We start from the raw sequence: 18,309 nt of genomic DNA on the forward strand, positions 1-18,309 counted from the left end.
GCGCGTCACGCCTGCGTCGACGCGCGCACCACGAGCTCGGGACTGAAGCGGACGTGGCGGGCGGGCGATCCGGGAGCCGCGGCGGCCTCGCGCAGCAGGTCGACGGCGGTCGCACCGATCTCCCGCGCCGGCTGGCGGATCGAGCTGAGGGGGACGACGGCCGCCTGCGCGAAGTCGATGTCGTCGTAGCCGATGATGGCCAGATCCTGCGGCACACGGATGTCGCCCAGGATGGCGGCCCCCTGGAGCACGCCGACGGCGAGGAGGTCGTTGGCGCAGAAGACGGCGTCGGGCCGGTCGGCGGGCGCGCGCAGCGCCAGCTGCTCGCCCACCGCGCGACCGGCGAGCACCGTCAGCGCCGTCGTCTCGATGACCTCGAGCGCGGCATCCGGCGCCGTCTCGAGCGCGCGGCGCGCGCCGGCGAGACGATCGGACACCTGACGGATCGTCAGCGGCCCCGCCACGAAGGCGATGCGGCGCCGTCCGCGGGCGAGGAGATGCTCGACCGCCGCGTACCCGCCCTGCACGTCGTCGACCGCGACGGAGGGGATCTGCTCGCCCGGGATGTCGCCGTCGACCAAGACGAGGGGGATGCCGGCCAGCGCCAGCCGTCGCAGCGGCGCGGGGTCCAGGTCGCGCGGCGTGAGCAGCACGCCGTGCACGCGCTGCTCGCGGAAGAGGTCGAGGTAGGCGCTCTCGCGCTGCGCGTTCTGGTCGCTGTTGCCGAGCAGCACCGCCAGTCCGTCGCGCGCGGCGCGCTCCTCCGCGCCGCGCGCGACCTCGGCGAAGAACGGGTTGGCGGTGTCGAGCACGACCAGGCCGATGGAGCGGCTGCGCCCGGCGCGCAGCTGCCGGGCGGCGTCGTTGCGGACGAACCCGAGGCTCTCGATGGCCCGGTGCACGCGCGCGACGGTCTCGGGGGCGACTTTCTCGGGCCGGTTCAGCACGTTCGACACCGTGCCCACCGACACCGCCGCCGCCGCGGCGACGTCCTTGACGCTGGCGCTCATCCACGCTCCTCCGAGGTCGTCGTCGCCGCTTGACGAATCGTTTCAACCACACTACTCTTTGAAACGATTCACAGCAGAGATCCGCGGAGGCGCGGATTCCACACCGAAAGCGCGAGAGTATGACGACGCTGTCAGCCGAGAACCTGTCCACGCTCCAGGCCCAGGGGATCGAACTGCCCTCGTGGGCGTTCGGCAACTCCGGCACCCGCTTCCGGGTCTTCCCCACTCCCGGCACGCCCCGCGACCCGTTCGAGAAGATCGCCGACGCCGCCCAGGTGCACCGCCACACGGCGCTCGCCCCGACCGTGGCGCTGCACATCCCGTGGGACGCGGTCGACGACTACGCGGCGCTGCGCCGCCACGCCGAAGACCTCGGCGTGGCGCTGGGCACCGTCAACTCGAACACGTTCCAGGACGAGGACTACAAGTTCGGCGCGCTCACCCACCACGACGACCGCATCCGACGCAAGGCGATCGACCACCACCTCGCCTGCATCGACATCATGGATGCGACCGGCTCGCGCGACCTGAAGATCTGGCTCGCCGAGGGCTCCAACTACCCCGGCCAGAACGACATGCGCGCGCGTCAGGACCGCCTGCACGACTCGCTCTCCCGGATCTACGCGCGGCTCGGCGACGCGCAGCGGCTCGTGCTGGAGTACAAGTTCTTCGAGCCGGCGTTCTACCACACCGACGTCCCCGACTGGGGGACGTCCTACGTGCAGGTGGCCGCGCTCGGCGAGAAGGCGATGGTGTGCCTGGACACCGGCCACCACGCGCCCGGGACGAACATCGAGTTCATCGTCATGCAGCTGTTGCGACTGGGGCGCCTGGGCTCCTTCGACTTCAACAGCCGCTTCTACGCGGACGATGACCTCATCGTCGGCGCCGCCGATCCCTTCCAGCTGTTCCGGATCCTCGTGGAGGTCGTCCGCGGCGGCGGGCTGAACAACCCGGACGTCGCCTTCATGCTCGATCAGTGCCACAACATCGAGGACAAGATCCCCGGCCAGATCCGCTCCGTGCTCAACGTGCAGGAGATGACCGCGCGGGCGCTGCTGCTCGATCGCGACGCGCTGGCCGCCGCCCAGGAGGAGAACGACGTGCTGACGGCCAACGCGATCCTCATGGACGCCTTCCAGACCGACGTCCGGCCGCAGCTGGCGACCTGGCGGGAGAGCCGCGGGCTGCCCGCGGATCCGATGGCCGCCTACCTCGCCTCCGGCTACGCCCGCACCATCGCCGACGAGCGCGTCGGCGGCGTCCAGGCGGGATGGGGTGCCTGAGATGACGAACCCCACCGCCGCCGCGCTCATCGCGCGCAGCAACCGCCTGGGCTCCGACCCGAAGAACACCAACTACGCCGGCGGGAACACGTCGGCCAAGGGCGAGGACATCGACCCGGTCACCGGCGCGCCGGTCGAGCTGCTGTGGGTCAAGGGCTCGGGCGGCGACCTGGGGACCCTCGCGCCCGAGGGCCTGGCCGTGCTGCGGCGGGACCGTCTGCGCGCGCTGGTCGACAACTATCCCGGAGTCGACCGCGAAGACGAGATGGTGGCCGCCTTCGACTACTGCCTCCACGGCAAGGGCGGCGCGGCGCCGTCGATCGACACCGCGATGCACGCCCTCGTGGATGCCGCACACGTCGACCATCTGCACCCCGACTCGGGCATCGCGATCGCGACGGCGGCCGACGGGCCCGAGCTGACGCGGACGATCTTCGGCGACCGCGTCGTCTGGGTGCCCTGGCGGCGCCCCGGCTTCCAGCTCGGACTCGACATCGCGGCGATCGCCGCAGAGAACCCGCAGGCGATCGGCACGATCCTCGGCGGGCACGGCATCACGGCGTGGGGCGACACCTCCGACGATGCCGAGCGCAACTCGTCGTGGATCATCGACACCGCGGCCGCCTACCTGGCCGAGCACGGCGACCCCGCACCGTTCGGGGCCGTCCGTGAGGGATTCGACGCGCTCCCCGCCGCCGAGCGGCGCGCCCGGGCGGCGGCGCTGGCCCCCACGATCCGCGGGCTCGTCTCCACCGATCGCCCCCTGCTCGGACACTTCACCGACTCCCCGGTCGTGCTCGACTTCCTGGCCTCGCAGAAGGCGCCCGCCCTGGCGGCGCTCGGCACGAGCTGCCCCGACCACTTCCTGCGCACCAAGGTGAAGCCGCTGCTGCTCGACCTGCCCGCGACGGCGTCGGTCGACCAGCAGCTGGCCCGACTGCGGGAGCTGCACGCCCAGTACCGCGCCGACTACCGCGACTACTACGAGACGCACGCGACGGCCGACAGCCCGGCGATGCGCGGCGCCGATCCCCTGATCGTGCTCGTGCCGGGCGTCGGCATGTTCTCCTACGGCGCCGACAAGCAGACCGCGCGCGTGGCGGGCGAGTTCTACGTCAACGCGATCAACGTCATGCGCGGAGCGGAGGCGGTCTCGACGTACACGCCGATCTCGGATGCGGAGAAGTTCCGCATCGAGTACTGGGCGCTCGAGGAGGCGAAACTGCAGCGCCGCCCCGCGCCGAAGAGCCACCAGGGCCGCATCGCGCTCGTGACCGGCGCCGCGAGCGGCATCGGCAAGGCCACCGCGGCCCGCCTCGCCGCGGCCGGCGCCTGCGTCGTGGTGGCCGACCTCGACCTCGAGAAGGCCCGAGCGGCCGCCGCCGAGCTCGGGGGCGCCGACGTCGCCGTCGGGGTCGCCGTGAACGTGGCCGACGGCGAGGCCGTGCGGGCCGCCGTGGCCGACGCCGTGCTCGCGTTCGGGGGCCTGGACCTCGTCGTCAACAACGCGGGACTGTCGCTGTCGAAGCCGCTGCTGGAGACGACGGAGGCCGATTGGGACCTCCAGCACGACGTCATGGCGAAGGGCTCGTTCCTGGTGTCGCAGGCCGCGGCCTCCGTGCTCATCGCCCAGGGCCTCGGCGGCGACATCGTCTACATCTCGTCGAAGAACAGCGTCTTCGCCGGCCCCAACAACGTCGCGTACTCGGCGACGAAGGCCGATCAGGCCCATCAGGTGCGCCTGCTCGCCGTCGAGCTGGGCGCGCACGGCGTGCGGGTCAACGGCATCAACCCCGACGGCGTGGTGCGCGGCTCGGGGATCTTCGCCTCGGGGTGGGGCGCGAACCGCGCCGCGACCTACGGCGTGAAGGAGGAGGAGCTCGGGCAGTTCTACGCCGCCCGCACGATCCTCGGTCGCGAGGTCGTCCCCGAGAACGTCGCCGACGCCGTCGCGGTGCTGACCGGGCCCGACCTCAGCCGCACCACGGGACTGCACATCCCGGTCGACTCCGGCGTCGCCGCCGCGTTCCTGCGATGACCGCGGCGGTCGCGGCCGTCGACCTGGGCGCGACGAGCGGCCGCGTCATCCTCGGGCACGTCGGCCGGGGCACGCTGGAGACCACGACGATCGCGCGCTTCGAGAATGCCCCGCTGCGCCTGGGTGACGGCCTGCACGGCGACATCCCCGGCCTGTACGCCGCGGCGCTGCGGGGCCTGCGCGACGCGTTCCGCGCCGAGCCCGCGATCGCGAGCATCGGCGTCGACTCCTGGGCCGTCGACTACGGGCTGCTGCGGGACGGGCGCCTGCTCGGCCTCCCGTTCCACTATCGCGACGCGCGGACGGAGCGCGGCGTCGGGAGCGCGCACGCCCGCGTGCCGTACCCCGAGCTGTTCGCCCGCAACGGCCTGCAGTTCCTGCCCTTCACGACGCTGTACCAGCTCGCCGCCGAGCCGCCCGAGGTGCTCGCGATCGCCGACACGGCGCTGCTCGTCCCCGACCTGATCGCATACTGGCTCACCGGCCGGGCCCGGGCCGAGCTCACCAACGCGTCCACGACGGGGCTGCTGAACGCGCGCACCCGCCGCTGGGACGACGATCTGGCCGCGCGGCTCGGCGTGCCGCGGTCGCTGCTTCCCGAGCTGATCGCGCCCGGCGAGCAGGTCGGCGCGCTCCTGCCGCACGTCGCGGCGGCGCTGGGCGGGACGGCCCCGGTCACGGCGGTCGGCTCGCACGACACGGCCTCCGCCGTGGTGGCCGTGCCGATGCGGGCGGACGCGGCCGCCTACATCTCCTGCGGAACGTGGGGCCTGGTCGGCGTCGAGGTGGAGCATCCGGTGCTGGACGACGCCGTCGCGGCCGCGCACGTCACCAACGAGGGCGGGGTCGACGGGCGGGTGCGTCTGCTGCACAACGTGATGGGCCTGTGGATCCTGACGGAGGCGGTGCGCGGCTGGTCCGCCGACGGCGCCGGCGCCGACCTGTCGGAGCTGCTCGCGGCGGCCGCGCTCGTCCCGGCCTCCGCCGTGCCCGTGTTCGACGTCGACGATCCGCGCTTCCTGCCGCCCGGCGACATGACGGCCCGCATCGACGCCTGGTGCGCCGAGCACGACGTCGCGCCGCCGCGCTCCCGCGCCGCCTATGTGCGGGCGATCGTGGAGTCGCTCGCCCAGGCCTTCGCCGACGCCGTCGTCACGACGAGCCGGCTGGGGCGTGTCGCCGTGCGCACGATCCACCTCGTGGGCGGTGGGGCCCGCAACGAGTTGCTGTGCCAGCGCACCGCCGACCGCTCCGGGATGCCGGTGCTCGCGGGCCCCGTCGAGGCGACCGCGCTGGGCAACGTGCTGGTGCAGGCACGCGCCGCGGGCGTCGTCAGCGGCTCGCTCGACGCGCTGCGCGACCTGGTCGCGCAGACGCACGCACCGCGTCGCTACCTGCCGCAGACGTGATCGCGGGGCGCGTCGTCAGTGCAGCGATGCGTCGGCGTCGGTGCGCGTCCACTCGGCGAACATGACCTCGAGCCCGGCGCGCATCGGCGCGCACACGAACGGGCCGGCCTGGGCGGCGAGCTCTCCCGCGAACGGCGCGACACGCACGAGACGCAGCGGCTCGGTGTCGATGCCGGCGCGCACCGTCAGCGCGTCGGGTCCGCGGCTGACCCGCACGCGGAGTCGGCGGCCGGCCCACTCCGGCACCGCGCCGACCGACCAGTCGGACATGACGTCGGTGACGACCGCGCCCACGCCGAGCACCCCGTCCGCGTTCTCGACGCCGGCCTTCATCCACCGCTCGTCGTCGGCGCGCACGAACAGGCCCGCCTGATCGAACTGCGCCGTGAAGTCGGCGATGAAGACGACCTCCATCGCCGTGCCGACCTCGAACGGGGCCAGCAGCGCGTGCTCGGTGTCGTGGATGAAGCCGTAGGCCGTGCGGCGCCAGGCGTCGCTGCCCTCGACCGCGACGACGGCCAGCCCGTCCTCGCGCACCGCCGCCGCCGCGGGCGGTGTGGTCCAGGTGCCGGCGCTCCAGTCGATGCGTTCGCTCATGCGTCCATCCTTCCGTGCGCGCCGGCGAGCGCGGGCTCCTGCGCCGGGATGCTGCGCGTCTCGACACCGCGGGGCGCCACGCGCAGCGCGCCGAGCTCGGGATCGTCCACGACGACTTCGTCGTCGGTGCGGTTGACGACGAAGACATGGCGACGCGCGGCGTCGACGCGGACGATGACCTCGAGACGGCCGTCGGCGGCGAGGGGGTCACCGGCCAGCGCGTCGATGTCGCCCGCGAGGCGCTCCAGCACCGCGCGCGCCCCGTCACGGCCGGTGTCGGCGGAGACGTATGTGGCCGACCCGGCGCCGACGCGGCGACGCGTGACCGCCGGCATCCCGGCCAGATCGCCCGCGGCGTAGGTGTCGAGCACCTCGACATCGTCGGCGACGTGGCTGATCCGCTCGCTCCAGTGCGTCGCGACGGCCCCGGAGGCCAGTCGCGCCGTCTCGTCGGCCAGAAGCGGGACGAACTCCTCGACGGTGACGCCGAGCACCTCCCGCAGCGCCCCGGGGTAGCCGCCGAGCCACACCCGGTCGTGCTCGTCGACGATGCCGGAGAAGGCGGTGGTCACGAGGTGGCGCCCGCTTCGCACCACGTGCTCGAGCCGTGTCCGCAGGGCGTCGGGCACGACGTGCAGCATCGGGGCGACGACGACGTCGTAGCCGTCGAGGGACGCCGCGACGGGGACGACGTCGGCGCGGACGCCGAGATCGAGCAGCGCCCGGTACCAGGCGAGGGTCTCGTCGTCGTAGCGCAGCGCGTCGGAGGGGTGGGAGTCGCGGCCGCTGACCCACCAGGACTCGTAGTCGAAGACCAGCGCGACGCGCGCGCGCTCGCGGTGCGAGCCCGTGACGGCGCCGAGCTCCCCCAGTCGCGCGCCGAGGGCGGCGACGTCGCGGAACACGCGGCTGTGCTCGCCGGCGTGCGGCACCATCCCCGAGTGGAAGCGCTCGCCTCCGGCGCGCGACTGGCGCCACTGGAAGAAGCAGACGGCATCCGCGCCGTGCCCGACGTGGGTGAGGGCGTCGCGCATCAGCTCCCCCGGGCGCTTCGGCGGGTTCACCTCGCGCCAGTTGACGGCGCTGGGGGCGTGCTCCATGAGGAACCAGGGGCGTCCCTCGGCGATGTTGCCCGTGAGGTTGGCCCAGAAGGAGACGTCGTCGCGGCCCAGCTCACCCGGGCGCAGGTAGTGGTCGTTCGAGATGAAGTCGACGTCGCCCGCCCACGTCGGGTAGTCGATGTCGCGGACGTTCTGGGCGACCATGAAGTTGGTCGTGAAGGGGATGTCGGGGGTGAGCTCGGCCAGCACGGCGGCCTCCGCCCGCAGGTGGTCGCGCACGGCGTCCGAGGAGAAGCGCTCGAAGTCGAGGCGCTGGCCGGGGTTGCGGTGGGTGGGCGCCGTGCGCGGCGGCAGGATCTGCTCCCACTCCGTGTAGTGCTGCGACCAGAAGGCGGTGCCCCACGCCTCGTTGAGGGCGTCGAGGGTGCCGTACCGGTCGCGCAGCCAGGTGCGGAAGGCGGCCGCGGCGTCGTCGGAGTAGTCGTAGAGGTTGTGGCAGCCGAGCTCGTTGGAGATGTGCCACGCGACGATCGCGGGATGGTCGCGATAGCGCTCGGCGAGGGCCCGCACGAGTCGCAGCGCGTGCGTGCGGAAGACGGGCGAGGTCGGCCGCCAGTGCTGCCGGGCGCCGGGCCACAGCACGGTGCCGTCCTCGGTCTGGGGCAGGATCTCGGGGTGACGCTGCGAGAGCCACGCGGGCGGGGATGCCGTGGCGGTGGCGAGGTCGACGTCGATCCCGTTCTCGTGGAGCAGGTCGATGACCTCGTCGAGCCAGCCGAAGTCGAACTCGCCGGGACGCGGCTCCAGCAGCGCCCACGAGAAGATCGCGAGAGAGACGATGTTCACGCCGGCCTCGCGCATGAGGCGCATGTCCTCCGCCCAGACGTCGCGCGACCACTGCTCGGGGTTGTAGTCCGCGCCATAGCGCATGCGTCCTGCCCCCGCTGCTCCGTCTCGAACCCAGCGATACTCCCGCGCGTGCGTTGCCATGTCGGCATCCTATAACGAATATCGTGCACATGCACGGTTTTTTCCGAGAGTCGCGCGGTACGCTCTGATGCCATGGCCACCTCGTCGCCCGCTCGCCGCGGGCCGTACGCGAAGTCGGCGGAGCGGCGGTCCGAGATCATCGCGTCGGCGACCGCCATCTTCAGCGCGCACGGCTACCGCGGCGGGTCGCTGCGGCAGATCGCCGCCGAGCTCGGCCTCAGCCTCACCACGGTGATGCACCACTTCCCCACCAAGGTCTCACTGCTGGCCGCGGTGCTCGAGCAGGAGGACGCCGCCGACGCCGACTTCCCCGAGCGCGCACGGCGCGACGGCCTGCTCCCGGCCGTGCTCGGCGTCGTCCGGCGCAACCTCGGCCGCCGCGAGCTCGTGCGCATGTTCTCGATCGTCTCCGCCGAGGCGACCTACCCGGGGCACGAGGCGCACGAGTGGCTCCAGCGCCGCTACGCGTCCGTCATCACGGACTACGCCGGGCTGATCGCCCACGACCGCGCCCGCGGGCGGATCGCGCCGATCCACGACGACGACACGGCCCTGGCGGGCCTCATCGTCACGGGATGGGAGGGGATCCAGATCCGCTGGCTCGCCGACGACGCCGATCCCGTCGCCGCGATGGAGCTCCTGCTGACCTCGCTCCTGCGCCCGCGCACGGCATAATGGGACAGGCGGGCCGCCAGGCGCGTCGACACCCAGGATCGAGGTCCCATGCCCTACCGCAATCAAGCGACGGTCGAAGCATGGGTGCGCGAGTACCTCGCGGGCCACCCGGCGGCCGAGTCGTCGATCTCCGTCCTCGAGAAGGACTACACCCCCGGGCCCGATTCGGGCCTCGTCGTCGTCGCCCTGAGCAACGCCTCCACCGTCACCTACATCCAGCCCGTCGTCCACGACGAGGGCCCGCGATGGGTGGTCACGTTCGAGGCGCGGGCCGACAGCTTCGACCTGGATGCCGCGGGCGTCGCACGCCTGTCCTCCGATCTCGCCGCCGTCGCCGAGCTGTGCGGCTTCCTGCAGGAGCGCACCGAGAAGGCCATCGCCGAGACCGCGAGCGCCTCCTAGCGCCGGCCGTCCCGCGCGCTCACACCAGCGGTGTCGTGAGCACCGCGGTCGCGAGCGCGCCCAGCGCCACCACCCCGCTGATCGCGGCGGCGGTCTGCCACAGCGCCTGCGCGCGGGGCGACGGCTCGGGTGACGGGAGCAGGGGGCGCGCCTCGTGGGCGCCGCCGACGGCGCGCTGCGCCTCCCCGAGCGACGCGTAGCGCCCGACGGGGGTGGAGCGGAAGTCGAACCCCACGAAGTGACCGTCGGGCGTGCACTCGACGCATCCGACGTAGTCACCGACGCGGGAGGCGACGTAGAAGCCGTCGCTGACGGCCGCCCAGGTCACGCGGCCGGTGGGCGCCGACGCGAGGGCGAGCACGCTCATGCGACGGCCGCCAGTTCGGCACGCGAGGGCACGGCCTCGGCGGCCAGCTCGACGACGATGCCCGCCGCGGAGGCGGCGGCCTGGGCCAGCTCGTTGACGCGGGCCGGCTCCAGGCGGATCGGCTCCGCCGCATCGAACTCGAAGCGCAGCGGGATGGCGCAGTGCACCCAGAGGGCGCTGCGGCCACGCGTCGGCGACGAGAAGGTGAGGCTGAAGCCCTCGGAACGACGCAGCTTCGTCATCGCCACCATCCTCAGGTGAGCCAGGTCGGTGTCGTCGACCTCGATCGCGTCGCTGGTGTTGCCGTAGTACAAGCGTCCCATCGTGACTCCCTCATTCGGTGCGCGTCGGGCTCGGCCTCGCCGCAGCGGTGGATCTGTCGTGAAGTAGGTTATTCCGTGAATAAGTAGTTAGTCAAGCGAGATATATCATGAGCTATATTGGTGTCACCGAACCCTTTACGGGCGCCGACTCTGAGTGGAGGTGAGTGCGGTGACGACCACACACACATCCGGCACGACCGATGTCCTGGATGCGCTCGCGCGCTTCCGGGCCGCGGACGCGCAGATGCATCAGCGCGTCCGGGCCAACGCCGCACTGGGCGAGAACGAACTGCGCATCCTTCAGTACGTCCTCGCCTGCGACCGCGACGGCCTGGACGTCAAACCGAGCGAGATCTCCCGCCACCTCGGCATCAGCTCGGCATCCACGACCGCCTTGCTGGACCGCCTGGAGCGCCTCGGCAGCGTGCAGCGCGTGAACCACCCCACCGACCGTCGCAGCATCCTCATCGCGCCGACCGAACGGGCCGCGGCGGAGGTCGCCGACCTCGTCGACGCCTTCGAGAACCGCGTGGCCGCGGCCATCCGCAGGCTCGACCCGTCGGGGCGGGCCGCCGTGCTGAGCTTCCTGGACGCCGCGACCGGCGCCGCCGACGAGATCGCCGGATCGGTCGTCTCGCGCGACTACGCGTCGATGTGATCCACGGCCACGCGCATCGCATCCAGGAACCGGATGACGGTGTTGCGCTGGTCCTCGTCCATCTCGCGCACGACCGCCATCATGCGCTCGTGCATCGCCGACAGGGTGTGACGCACCTCGAGGTCTGACTTCTCGCTCGACGCGATCAGCACACTGCGCCGGTCCCCCGGGTTCGGCGTGCGCGTGATGTGCCCCGACCTCTCCAGGCGATCCAGCAGCGCCGTCGTGGATGCCGAGGTGATGCCGAGATATCTGCTCAGCGTCACGGGGGTCACCGGCTCGCCCCGCAGTCGCGCCCGGGCGAGGAAGCGCAGGACGAGCAGCTCGTTCTCGCCCATGTCCATCGACTGCTGCGTCCGTCGACGCATCGCGACCTCGGCCGCCCGGTAGGAGCGCATGGCCTCCATGACCGACGTCGACCGCGCATCGTCGTCCACGTACCAGTAGGACGCGGGCTGATCGGGCGTCGTGCTCATCGCATCATTGTGCCCCACGCGCGCCGCGCCGTCCCAGAACGGCGCCGACGGTGGACATTCGGCGGCGCAGGCGCTATGTTCCTGATCGGGTTACTGATTGATAACCGAAATGAGGATGCCGTGTCGACGACGACCACGGACGGGTATCGCGCCCTCGTCGCGGAGCTGCGGGCGAAGCGGGAGGCCGCGGCCCTCGGCGGCCCCGAACCGTCGCGGCGCCGGCACACCGCGCGCGGCAAGCTGCTGGCGCGCGACCGGATCGATCTGCTGCTCGACCGCGGCAGCCCCTTCCTCGAGCTCGCCCCTCTCGCCGCCGACGGCCTCTACGACGGCGAGGCGCCCGCGGCCGGGGTCGTCGCGGGGATCGGGCTCGTGCACGGTCGGCACGTCATGGTCGTCGCCAACGACGCGACCGTCAAGGGCGGCACGTACTACCCGATGACCGTGAAGAAGCACCTGCGCGCGCAGGAGGTCGCCGCGGAGAACCGTCTGCCGTGCATCTGCCTCGTCGACTCGGGCGGCGCCTTCCTCCCCCTCCAGGACGAGGTGTTCCCCGACCGCGACCACTTCGGACGCATCTTCTACAACCAGGCCCGGATGTCGCGGGACGGCATCGCGCAGATCGCGGCCGTCCTGGGCTCCTCGACCGCCGGCGGCGCGTACGTCCCGGCGATGAGCGATCAGACCGTGATCGTCCGCGATCAGGGGACGATCTTCCTCGGCGGCCCGCCGCTCGTGAAGGCCGCGACCGGCGAGGTGGTCAGCGCCGAAGAGCTCGGCGGCGGCGTCACACACTCGCGCATCTCCGGCGTCACCGACCACCTGGCCGCCGACGACGCGGACGCGCTGCGCATCGTCCGCGAGATCGTCGCGACGGTGCCCGAGCCGGCGCCGCTGCCGTATCGGCTCGGGCCCGCGGACCCGCCGGTGCACGACCCGGACTCGCTGTACGACGTCGTCCCGGTCGAGCTGACCACGCCCTACGACGCCCGCGAGATCATCGTCCGCCTCGTCGACGGCAGTCGCTTCAGCGAGTTCAAGCGCGAGTACGGCGAGACGCTCGTCACCGGCTTCGCGCACCTCCACGGCCACCCCGTCGGCATCGTCGCGAACAACGGCGTGCTCTTCGGCGAGTCGGCGCTCAAGGGCGCCCACTTCGTCGAGCTGTGCGACCAGCGCGGCATCCCGCTGCTGTTCCTGCAGAACATCACGGGCTTCATGGTCGGCCGCGAGTACGAGCACGGCGGCATCGCGAAGCACGGCGCGAAGATGGTCAACGCCGTCGCGTGCGCGCGGGTGCCCAAGCTCACGGTCGTCGTGGGCGGCTCGTTCGGCGCCGGCACCTACTCGATGTGCGGGCGCGCCTACTCGCCCCGGTTCCTCTGGCTCTGGCCCGGCGCGCGGGTGTCGGTCATGGGCGGGCCGCAGGCGGCGTCCGTCCTGTCCACGGTGCGCGGCGAGCAGCTCGACGCCGCCGGCACCCCCTGGACCACCGCCGAGAAGGAGGCGTTCGAGGCGCCGATCCGTGCGCAGTACGAGCACCAGGGCAGCCCCTACTACTCCACCGCGCGCCTCTGGGACGACGGGGTGATCGAGCCCGCGCAGACCCGCGACGTGCTGGGGCTCGCCCTCGACGTCGTCGCCCGCGCCCCGATGCCCGACGCCGGCTACGGCGTCTTCCGGATGTGATCGCATGAGCGCCCTCCGCACCGTCCTCATCGCCAACCGCGGCGAGATCGCCGTCCGCATCATCCGGACACTGCGCACGCTCGGCATCCGCTCGGTCGCCGTCTACAGCGACGCCGACGCCGACGCGCTCCACGTGCGCCTGGCCGACGAGGCGGTGCGGCTGGGGCCCGCCGCCGCCGCGCAGAGCTACCTGTCGATCGAACGCGTGGTGGATGCCGCGCTCGCCACCGGTGCCGAGGCGATCCATCCGGGGTTCGGCTTCCTCGCCGAGAACGCCGCCTTCGCACGGGCCTGCGCCGACGCGGGCCTCGTCTTCATCGGCCCGTCGCCCGAGGCGATCGAGGTCATGGGCGACAAGATCTCCGCCAAACGCACCGTCGCCGCGCGCGGCGTGCCCACCGTCCCCGGCATCGCCCGCGCGGGCCTCACCGACGCGGAGCTGATCGCGGGGGCGGCGGAGGTCGGCTTCCCGGTGCTGATCAAGCCGTCCGCGGGCGGCGGCGGCAAGGGCATGCACGTCGTCACGGAGGCCGCAGGGCTTCCGGCCGCGGTCGCCGCCGCCCGCCGGGAGGCCGCGGCATCCTTCGGCGACGACACGCTGTTCCTGGAGCGCTACGTCACCGCACCGCGCCACATCGAGGTGCAGATCCTCGCCGATGCGCACGGCACGGTGGTGCACCTCGGCGAGCGCGAGTGCTCGCTGCAACGGCGCCACCAGAAGGTCGTCGAGGAGGCGCCCTCCCCTCTGCTCGACGCCGCGACCCGCGCGCGCATCGGCGCGGCCGCGTGCGAGACGGCGAGGAGCGTCGGCTACGTCGGGGCGGGCACGGTCGAGTTCATCGTGCCGGGCGACCGGCCCGACACGTTCTTCTTCATGGAGATGAACACCCGTCTGCAGGTGGAGCATCCCGTCACCGAGATGGTCACGGGCCGCGACCTCGTCGAGCTGCAGCTACGGATCGCCGCCGGTGAGCCGCTGCCGTTCGCCCAAGAGGACGTGCGCCTGGACGGTCACGCGATCGAGGTGCGCGTCTACGCGGAAGACCCGCGCGCGGGGTTCCTGCCCACCGGCGGTCCGGTCACGCGCGTCGTCCACCCGTCGGGGGCCGGGGTGCGGGTCGACACGGCGCTCGAGGACGGCCTCGTCGTCTCGACCGACTACGACCCGATGCTGGCGAAGCTCATCGCGTGGGGCCCCGACCGGGAGGAGGCGCGCCGGCGCCTCGTGCGCGCGATCGACGGGACGGCGATCTTCGGCTTCGAGACGAACCTGACGTTCCTCCGCCTGCTGCTGGAGCGCCCCGAGGTGGTCGCCGGCGCGGTCGACACCGGCTTGATCGCCCGCGTCTTCGACGAGCTGCCCTTCCCCGACGTCACGGAGCGCACCTTCGCGGAGGCGGCGCTCGTGATGCACGCGGCGTCGGCGACCCGGGCCCCCGACGCGACCGTGAGCGGCCCCTGGAGCCGCGCCGACGGCTGGCGTCTCGGCGCGGCGGCGGCCCCGAGCGTGTACGACCTCGTGTCCGCCGACGCCGAGGCCCGCGTGCGGGTGTGGTCCACGCCGCTGCGCGTCGCCGTCGGCGATGCGGCGCCGGTCGCGGCATCCGTGCGGCCGCATGACGCGGACGGCGGGTCGGCCACGGTCGTCATCGACGGTCGCGGCCGCACCTTCCCGGTCGCTGCCGCCCCCGCGGGGCTGTGGCTGCGCAGCGACGCCGGGGCCGTCCTCGTCTCCGAGCGCACGATCGACGGCGCCGCGGACGACCGCGCGGACGCGTCGCCGACGATCGCCTCCCCCCTGCCGGGGACCGTCGTGATGGTGGCCGCGCACGACGGCGCGCGGGTGCGCGCGGGAGAGCCGGTCGTCGCCGTGGAGGCGATGAAGATGGAGCACGTGCTGCGGGCCGGCGTCGACGGCATCCTCCGCCTGCGGGTCGCGGTCGGCGACCAGGTGGTGCGCGGCGGCGTGGTCGCCGCGATCGAGCCCGCGGACGAGGATGGGCACGAGGACGAGGACGAGGACGAGGAGGGGACGACGTGAGCGAGGTCATCCGGCAGCGGGGACTGTACTTCGAGGAGTTCATCGAGGGGGCGCTCTACGTGCACGCCCCGGGGCGCACCGTGACGGAGACCGACAACGTGCTGTTCACGACGCTCACCATGAACACGCAGTCGCTGCACCTGGATGCCGCGTGGGCGGCCGGCACCGAGTTCGGCGAGCGGCTCGTCAACAGCATGTTCACGCTCTCGACGATGGTCGGCCTCTCGGTCGCGCAGCTGACCCAGGGCACGATCGTGGCGAACCTGGGATTCGGGGAGGTGCGCTTCCCGGCTCCCGTGCGTCACGGCGACACGCTGTACGCCGAGACGCTCGTCGTCGGCACGCGGCGGTCCGCCTCACGTCCCGGTCAGGGCGTCGTCGAGCTCGCCCACACGATGCGCAACCAGCGCGGCGAGGTCGTGGCGACCGCGACCCGCAGCGTGCTCATGCGGTGCGCGCCGACCGAGGAGGGGTGAGCTCAGGCCTCGTCCCGCAGCGCACGCCGCGCCATCCCGGCGAGGATCCGTGCCGCGTCGTCCCCGCTCGCCCCCGCACTGTGCGGCGTCGAGTTGAGCAGGCCGAAGACGCCGAGCAGGCGGGTCTCGCGCTCGGGCGCGCTCAGGGCCGGCGCGGCGGTGGCGAGCACGACGTCCCACTCGGCGACGTACGCGCGCTGCAGCCGCCGCACCCGATGGTTGGTGTCGGAGTCGAGACCGGCGAGCTCGCGATCCTGGATGCGGATGATGTCGGGCGCCGCCGTCGCGAAGCCGATGTGGAAGGCGATGAGCTCGTCGAGCACGGCTGCCGCGGCGACGGGGTCGGACGGACCTGTGCCCGCGACGATCTCTCGGCCGCCCTGCAGCAGCCGCTCGCTGGCGTCGACCAGGAGCTCGGCGAGGATCGCGTCCTTGCTCGGGAAGTGCTTGTACAGCGCCGGGCCGCTCATCCCCACCGCCTCGCCGATCTCGACGGTGGTGACGGCGGCGAAGCCGCGACGGGCGAACAGCGCCGCCGCCTCCACGAGCAGTCGCGCGCGCCGGTCGGCCTTCTGCGAGCTGCGCCAGGTGGTCACGGTGCCAGCGTACCGACGCGGCTCACTGGTGCGCCCCGAACCGGTGGTCCGGGTCGAGACGCTCGCCGAGGACGGCCGTGATCCGCGCCAGGTGGGCGAGATCGTCCGCGGAGAGCGCGTCGACCACGAGCGAGCGGGCCGTCGCGATGTGGCCGGGGGTGGCCCGGATGAGCTCCCGGCGCCCCGCGCCGGTCAGGGTCACCCGGCTCACCCGACGGTCGGTGGGGCACCCGCTCTTGAGCACGAGACCCCGCGTCTGCAGACGCGAGCACACGTGGGACAGCCGCGACAGCGTGGCGTTGGTCGCCTCGGCGACCTCGCTCATGGTGGCCGTGGCCTCCGGCATGCGCCGGAGGAAGGTCATCACCCCGAACTCGTAGTGCGTCAGGGCGGAGTCGCGCTGCAGCTGCGAGTCGAGCGCGCTGGGCAGCAGGTCGCACACGCGGATGAGCCCCAGCCAGGCCTCTGCTTCGGCGGTGGTCATGCGCGGAACGGGATACACCATGATCCTCAGGCCGCGGGGACGTCGATCGTGTGACCGGTGTGGTCCCGCTTGGCACGCAGGTAGCGTGCGTTCGCGTCCGTCAGGTGCACGCCGGTGGCCACGGCATCCGCCACCTCGACGCCGAGCGCGCGCAGTTGCGCGACCTTGTCGGGGTTGTTCGTGAGCAGACGCAGCCGGTGGATGCCGACGGCGTGCAGCATCTGCGCGGCCGCGCTGTAGTCGCGCTCGTCCTCGCCGTGCCCGAGCGCCGTGTTGGCCTCGTAGGTGTCGAGCCCCTCGTCCTGCAGCGCGTAGGCGTCGAGCTTCGCGTACAGCCCGATGCCGCGTCCCTCCTGCCGGAGGTAGAGGAGCGCTCCGCCGTCTTCGGAGAGCCGCTCGACGGCCTCGCGCAGCTGCGGTCCGCAGTCGCACCGCTCGGATCCGAAGACGTCGCCCGTGAGGCACTCGCTGTGCAGACGGACCAGCGGTGCGCTCTCCCGCGCGCGGGGCCTTCGTCCCTCGAAGCTCAGCAGCAGGTGCTCGGCGCCGTCCACCAGAGCGTGGAAGGTGTGCACGCGCGCCGTCGTCTCGTACCCGTCGGAGAAGCGCAGCGGCACCGTCACCGCGGTGCGGACGGTCGCCGCCGGCAGCCCGCCGGCCGTGAGCGCCATCAGGCGCTCCCCTCGGGGAGCACGGTCAGCAGCGTCCCCCACGGATCGCGCAGGCGCACCCCGGCGCCGTCGTCCTGCACCGCGATGCCCGCGTGCCGCGCACGATCGGCGAGGGCGAGCACGTCGTCGCGCTCCGGCATCCGCAGCCGCACGTCGCCGAGTCCGAGCGACACGGCCCGCGGGCCGGCGCCCGCACTGTGCCACGTGTTCAGTCCGATGTGGTGGTGGTAGCCGCCCGCCGAGAGGAACAGCGCGGAGCCCACGTCGATCGACACGTCGAAGCCGAGCGTGTCGACGTAGAAGCGCCGGGCGGTGGGGATGTCGCCGACCTGCAGGTGGACGTGGCCGACGGTGGCCTCGTCGGCGGTCGTGCGGGCCGGGTCGAAGTGCTCGCGGAGGAAGGCGTTGGGGTCGATCGCGGTGTTGCGCGGCATCCATCCGGCGGGCTTGTCCTGCCAGACCTCGGTGGGCAGATCCCAGTACAGCTCGATGCCGTTGCCCTCGGGGTCGTGGAAGTAGAACGCGTTGCTGAAGGTGTGGTCGGTCGCGCCCTCGAAGGTGTCGCCGGCGCGGCGCGCCATCGACATCACGGCCGCCGACAGCGCCGCGCGATCGGGGAACGCGATCGCCGTGTGGTACAGGCCCGCACCGTGGCGGTCGAACGGCGGGAGCTCGGGGGCGTGCGTGAGCGCGACGATCGGGATGCCGTCACGGCCGAGGGTCGCCTGCGCGCCGGACTGGTCGAGGATCTCGAGCGAGACGGCGTCGCGGTAGAACGCGGTCTGCGCGTCGAGGTCGCCCACGAGCAGCTCGACGGTGTCCATCCGCGTGGCGTCGGCGGCGGCACCCGCGGTGTGCACCGGCGCGGGCCGCCAGTCCAGGGTCGCGGCCCTCATGCCGGCGCCCCGCCACCGACGACGGACAAGGAGACGATGAGCACGAGCGGTCCTTTCGGTGGGCCGTCGGCGACTCCGAGCGGCGATGGTTGATGCAACAACAAAGTGCGATCCGCATTCCCGGCGCCGCGAATCCGTGAAATTTGCACTGTCGCCCCAAGAGT

General features: G+C 72.7%; 19 protein-coding genes. 9 read left to right on the forward strand and 10 right to left on the reverse strand.

Translation table 11 applies throughout. From position 1 onward, the window contains the following. Positions 1 to 5 precede the first annotated feature (5 nt). Positions 6 to 1,010 carry a LacI family DNA-binding transcriptional regulator gene (locus AC6CQV_RS12220; RefSeq protein WP_101305481.1) on the reverse strand — a complete coding sequence of 335 codons (1,005 nt, stop codon included), beginning with the start codon at positions 1,008 to 1,010 and terminating at the stop codon, positions 6 to 8. Between the two features lie 119 nt (positions 1,011 to 1,129). Here AC6CQV_RS12220 and rhaI point away from each other — a divergent pair, with 119 nt between their 5' ends. Genes rhaI through AC6CQV_RS12235 form a run of 3 tightly spaced genes read left to right on the forward strand, consistent with a single transcriptional unit; the run spans position 1,130 to position 5,743 of the window. Then, complete coding sequence (rhaI, locus tag AC6CQV_RS12225; RefSeq protein WP_191009516.1) at positions 1,130 to 2,296, forward strand: L-rhamnose isomerase; 1,167 nt, start codon at positions 1,130 to 1,132, stop codon at positions 2,294 to 2,296. A gap of 1 nt (position 2,297) precedes the next feature. Further along, complete coding sequence (locus tag AC6CQV_RS12230; protein WP_498259610.1) at positions 2,298 to 4,334, forward strand: bifunctional aldolase/short-chain dehydrogenase; 2,037 nt, start codon at positions 2,298 to 2,300, stop codon at positions 4,332 to 4,334. Continuing rightward, the gene (locus AC6CQV_RS12235; RefSeq protein ID WP_498259611.1) at positions 4,331 to 5,743 is read left to right on the forward strand and encodes a rhamnulokinase; all 1,413 of its coding nucleotides are present in this window, start codon (positions 4,331 to 4,333) and stop codon (positions 5,741 to 5,743) included. Before AC6CQV_RS12230 ends, AC6CQV_RS12235 begins: the two co-directional genes overlap by 4 nt. Positions 5,744 to 5,758: 15 nt before the next feature. Here the strand turns inward: AC6CQV_RS12235 and AC6CQV_RS12240 are convergent, their stop codons facing one another. Both AC6CQV_RS12240 and AC6CQV_RS12245 read right to left on the reverse strand, forming a co-directional pair. Beyond that, positions 5,759 to 6,340, reverse strand: coding sequence for a DUF1349 domain-containing protein (locus AC6CQV_RS12240; protein ID WP_498259612.1), 582 nt, complete (start codon positions 6,338 to 6,340; stop codon positions 5,759 to 5,761). Next, complete coding sequence (locus AC6CQV_RS12245) at positions 6,337 to 8,391, reverse strand: beta-galactosidase (RefSeq protein ID WP_498259613.1); 2,055 nt, start codon at positions 8,389 to 8,391, stop codon at positions 6,337 to 6,339. Before AC6CQV_RS12245 ends, AC6CQV_RS12240 begins: the two co-directional genes overlap by 4 nt. A 72-nt stretch (positions 8,392 to 8,463) precedes the next feature. Between AC6CQV_RS12245 and AC6CQV_RS12250 the strand changes: the two genes are divergently transcribed. Both AC6CQV_RS12250 and AC6CQV_RS12255 read left to right on the forward strand, forming a co-directional pair. Next, the gene (locus tag AC6CQV_RS12250) at positions 8,464 to 9,066 is read left to right on the forward strand and encodes a TetR/AcrR family transcriptional regulator (RefSeq protein ID WP_191009511.1); all 603 of its coding nucleotides are present in this window, start codon (positions 8,464 to 8,466) and stop codon (positions 9,064 to 9,066) included. Between the two features lie 48 nt (positions 9,067 to 9,114). Continuing rightward, positions 9,115 to 9,468, forward strand: a complete 354-nt coding sequence (locus AC6CQV_RS12255) for a hypothetical protein (protein WP_060959939.1) — start codon at positions 9,115 to 9,117, stop codon at positions 9,466 to 9,468. 19 nt (positions 9,469 to 9,487) lie between these two features. On the opposite strand, the gene AC6CQV_RS12260 is transcribed toward AC6CQV_RS12255, so the two are convergent. Together AC6CQV_RS12260 and AC6CQV_RS12265 are read right to left on the reverse strand one after the other, a co-directional pair. Next, positions 9,488 to 9,835: a hypothetical protein gene (locus AC6CQV_RS12260; protein WP_061782474.1), complete on the reverse strand. Its 348-nt coding sequence runs from the start codon at positions 9,833 to 9,835 to the stop codon at positions 9,488 to 9,490. Beyond that, positions 9,832 to 10,158 (reverse strand): DUF7882 family protein, encoded by a 327-nt coding sequence (locus tag AC6CQV_RS12265; protein WP_061782473.1) that lies wholly within the window; start codon positions 10,156 to 10,158, stop codon positions 9,832 to 9,834. The genes AC6CQV_RS12260 and AC6CQV_RS12265 overlap by 4 nt, the downstream gene beginning before the upstream one ends. A gap of 169 nt (positions 10,159 to 10,327) precedes the next feature. Here AC6CQV_RS12265 and AC6CQV_RS12270 point away from each other — a divergent pair, with 169 nt between their 5' ends. Continuing rightward, positions 10,328 to 10,816 (forward strand): MarR family winged helix-turn-helix transcriptional regulator, encoded by a 489-nt coding sequence (locus tag AC6CQV_RS12270; protein WP_060959942.1) that lies wholly within the window; start codon positions 10,328 to 10,330, stop codon positions 10,814 to 10,816. Here the strand turns inward: AC6CQV_RS12270 and AC6CQV_RS12275 are convergent. Next, on the reverse strand, positions 10,801 to 11,292 hold the full coding sequence (locus AC6CQV_RS12275; protein ID WP_498259614.1) for a MarR family winged helix-turn-helix transcriptional regulator: 492 nt from the start codon (positions 11,290 to 11,292) through the stop codon (positions 10,801 to 10,803). The genes AC6CQV_RS12270 and AC6CQV_RS12275 overlap by 16 nt on opposite strands. A 75-nt stretch (positions 11,293 to 11,367) precedes the next feature. On the opposite strand from AC6CQV_RS12275, the gene AC6CQV_RS12280 reads away from it, so the two are divergent. Genes AC6CQV_RS12280 through AC6CQV_RS12290 form a run of 3 tightly spaced genes read left to right on the forward strand, consistent with a single transcriptional unit; the run spans position 11,368 to position 15,498 of the window. Next, positions 11,368 to 12,981 carry a carboxyl transferase domain-containing protein gene (locus AC6CQV_RS12280; RefSeq protein WP_498259615.1) on the forward strand — a complete coding sequence of 538 codons (1,614 nt, stop codon included), beginning with the start codon at positions 11,368 to 11,370 and terminating at the stop codon, positions 12,979 to 12,981. A 4-nt stretch (positions 12,982 to 12,985) separates the two neighbouring features. Continuing rightward, positions 12,986 to 15,022 carry an acetyl/propionyl/methylcrotonyl-CoA carboxylase subunit alpha gene (locus AC6CQV_RS12285; RefSeq protein WP_498259616.1) on the forward strand — a complete coding sequence of 679 codons (2,037 nt, stop codon included), beginning with the start codon at positions 12,986 to 12,988 and terminating at the stop codon, positions 15,020 to 15,022. Next, positions 15,019 to 15,498: a MaoC family dehydratase gene (locus AC6CQV_RS12290; RefSeq protein ID WP_060959946.1), complete on the forward strand. Its 480-nt coding sequence runs from the start codon at positions 15,019 to 15,021 to the stop codon at positions 15,496 to 15,498. Before AC6CQV_RS12285 ends, AC6CQV_RS12290 begins: the two co-directional genes overlap by 4 nt. A gap of 2 nt (positions 15,499 to 15,500) precedes the next feature. On the opposite strand, the gene AC6CQV_RS12295 is transcribed toward AC6CQV_RS12290, so the two are convergent. From AC6CQV_RS12295 to AC6CQV_RS12310, 4 genes are read right to left on the reverse strand one after another with little or no spacing between them, the layout of a single operon-like run. Next, positions 15,501 to 16,094, reverse strand: a complete 594-nt coding sequence (locus tag AC6CQV_RS12295; protein ID WP_498259617.1) for a TetR/AcrR family transcriptional regulator — start codon at positions 16,092 to 16,094, stop codon at positions 15,501 to 15,503. A gap of 22 nt (positions 16,095 to 16,116) precedes the next feature. Then, complete coding sequence (locus tag AC6CQV_RS12300) at positions 16,117 to 16,578, reverse strand: MarR family winged helix-turn-helix transcriptional regulator (RefSeq protein WP_223848815.1); 462 nt, start codon at positions 16,576 to 16,578, stop codon at positions 16,117 to 16,119. 26 nt (positions 16,579 to 16,604) lie between these two features. Then, the gene (locus AC6CQV_RS12305; RefSeq protein ID WP_060959949.1) at positions 16,605 to 17,249 is read right to left on the reverse strand and encodes a GTP cyclohydrolase II; all 645 of its coding nucleotides are present in this window, start codon (positions 17,247 to 17,249) and stop codon (positions 16,605 to 16,607) included. Then, complete coding sequence (locus tag AC6CQV_RS12310; protein ID WP_101305472.1) at positions 17,249 to 18,145, reverse strand: VOC family protein; 897 nt, start codon at positions 18,143 to 18,145, stop codon at positions 17,249 to 17,251. Before AC6CQV_RS12310 ends, AC6CQV_RS12305 begins: the two co-directional genes overlap by 1 nt. Positions 18,146 to 18,309 lie beyond the last annotated feature (164 nt).

The sequence above is a fragment of the Microbacterium sp. EG9 genome (genome assembly GCF_059759475.1).

Coding starts and splice junctions, on each gene's coding strand:
- AC6CQV_RS12280 (WP_498259615.1), top strand. CDS start 11,368: ATGTTCCTGATCGGGTTACTGATTGATAACCGAAATGAGGATGCCGTG.
- AC6CQV_RS12255 (WP_060959939.1), top strand. CDS start 9,115: ATGCCCTACCGCAATCAAGCGACGGTCGAAGCATGGGTGCGCGAGTAC.
- rhaI (WP_191009516.1), top strand. CDS start 1,130: ATGACGACGCTGTCAGCCGAGAACCTGTCCACGCTCCAGGCCCAGGGG.
- AC6CQV_RS12285 (WP_498259616.1), top strand. CDS start 12,986: ATGAGCGCCCTCCGCACCGTCCTCATCGCCAACCGCGGCGAGATCGCC.
- AC6CQV_RS12235 (WP_498259611.1), top strand. CDS start 4,331: ATGACCGCGGCGGTCGCGGCCGTCGACCTGGGCGCGACGAGCGGCCGC.
- AC6CQV_RS12260 (WP_061782474.1), bottom strand. CDS start 9,835: ATGAGCGTGCTCGCCCTCGCGTCGGCGCCCACCGGCCGCGTGACCTGG.
- AC6CQV_RS12300 (WP_223848815.1), bottom strand. CDS start 16,578: ATGACCACCGCCGAAGCAGAGGCCTGGCTGGGGCTCATCCGCGTGTGC.
- AC6CQV_RS12305 (WP_060959949.1), bottom strand. CDS start 17,249: ATGGCGCTCACGGCCGGCGGGCTGCCGGCGGCGACCGTCCGCACCGCG.
- AC6CQV_RS12230 (WP_498259610.1), top strand. CDS start 2,298: ATGACGAACCCCACCGCCGCCGCGCTCATCGCGCGCAGCAACCGCCTG.
- AC6CQV_RS12250 (WP_191009511.1), top strand. CDS start 8,464: ATGGCCACCTCGTCGCCCGCTCGCCGCGGGCCGTACGCGAAGTCGGCG.
- AC6CQV_RS12275 (WP_498259614.1), bottom strand. CDS start 11,292: ATGAGCACGACGCCCGATCAGCCCGCGTCCTACTGGTACGTGGACGAC.
- AC6CQV_RS12245 (WP_498259613.1), bottom strand. CDS start 8,391: ATGGCAACGCACGCGCGGGAGTATCGCTGGGTTCGAGACGGAGCAGCG.
- AC6CQV_RS12265 (WP_061782473.1), bottom strand. CDS start 10,158: ATGGGACGCTTGTACTACGGCAACACCAGCGACGCGATCGAGGTCGAC.
- AC6CQV_RS12220 (WP_101305481.1), bottom strand. CDS start 1,010: ATGAGCGCCAGCGTCAAGGACGTCGCCGCGGCGGCGGCGGTGTCGGTG.
- AC6CQV_RS12310 (WP_101305472.1), bottom strand. CDS start 18,145: ATGAGGGCCGCGACCCTGGACTGGCGGCCCGCGCCGGTGCACACCGCG.
- AC6CQV_RS12240 (WP_498259612.1), bottom strand. CDS start 6,340: ATGAGCGAACGCATCGACTGGAGCGCCGGCACCTGGACCACACCGCCC.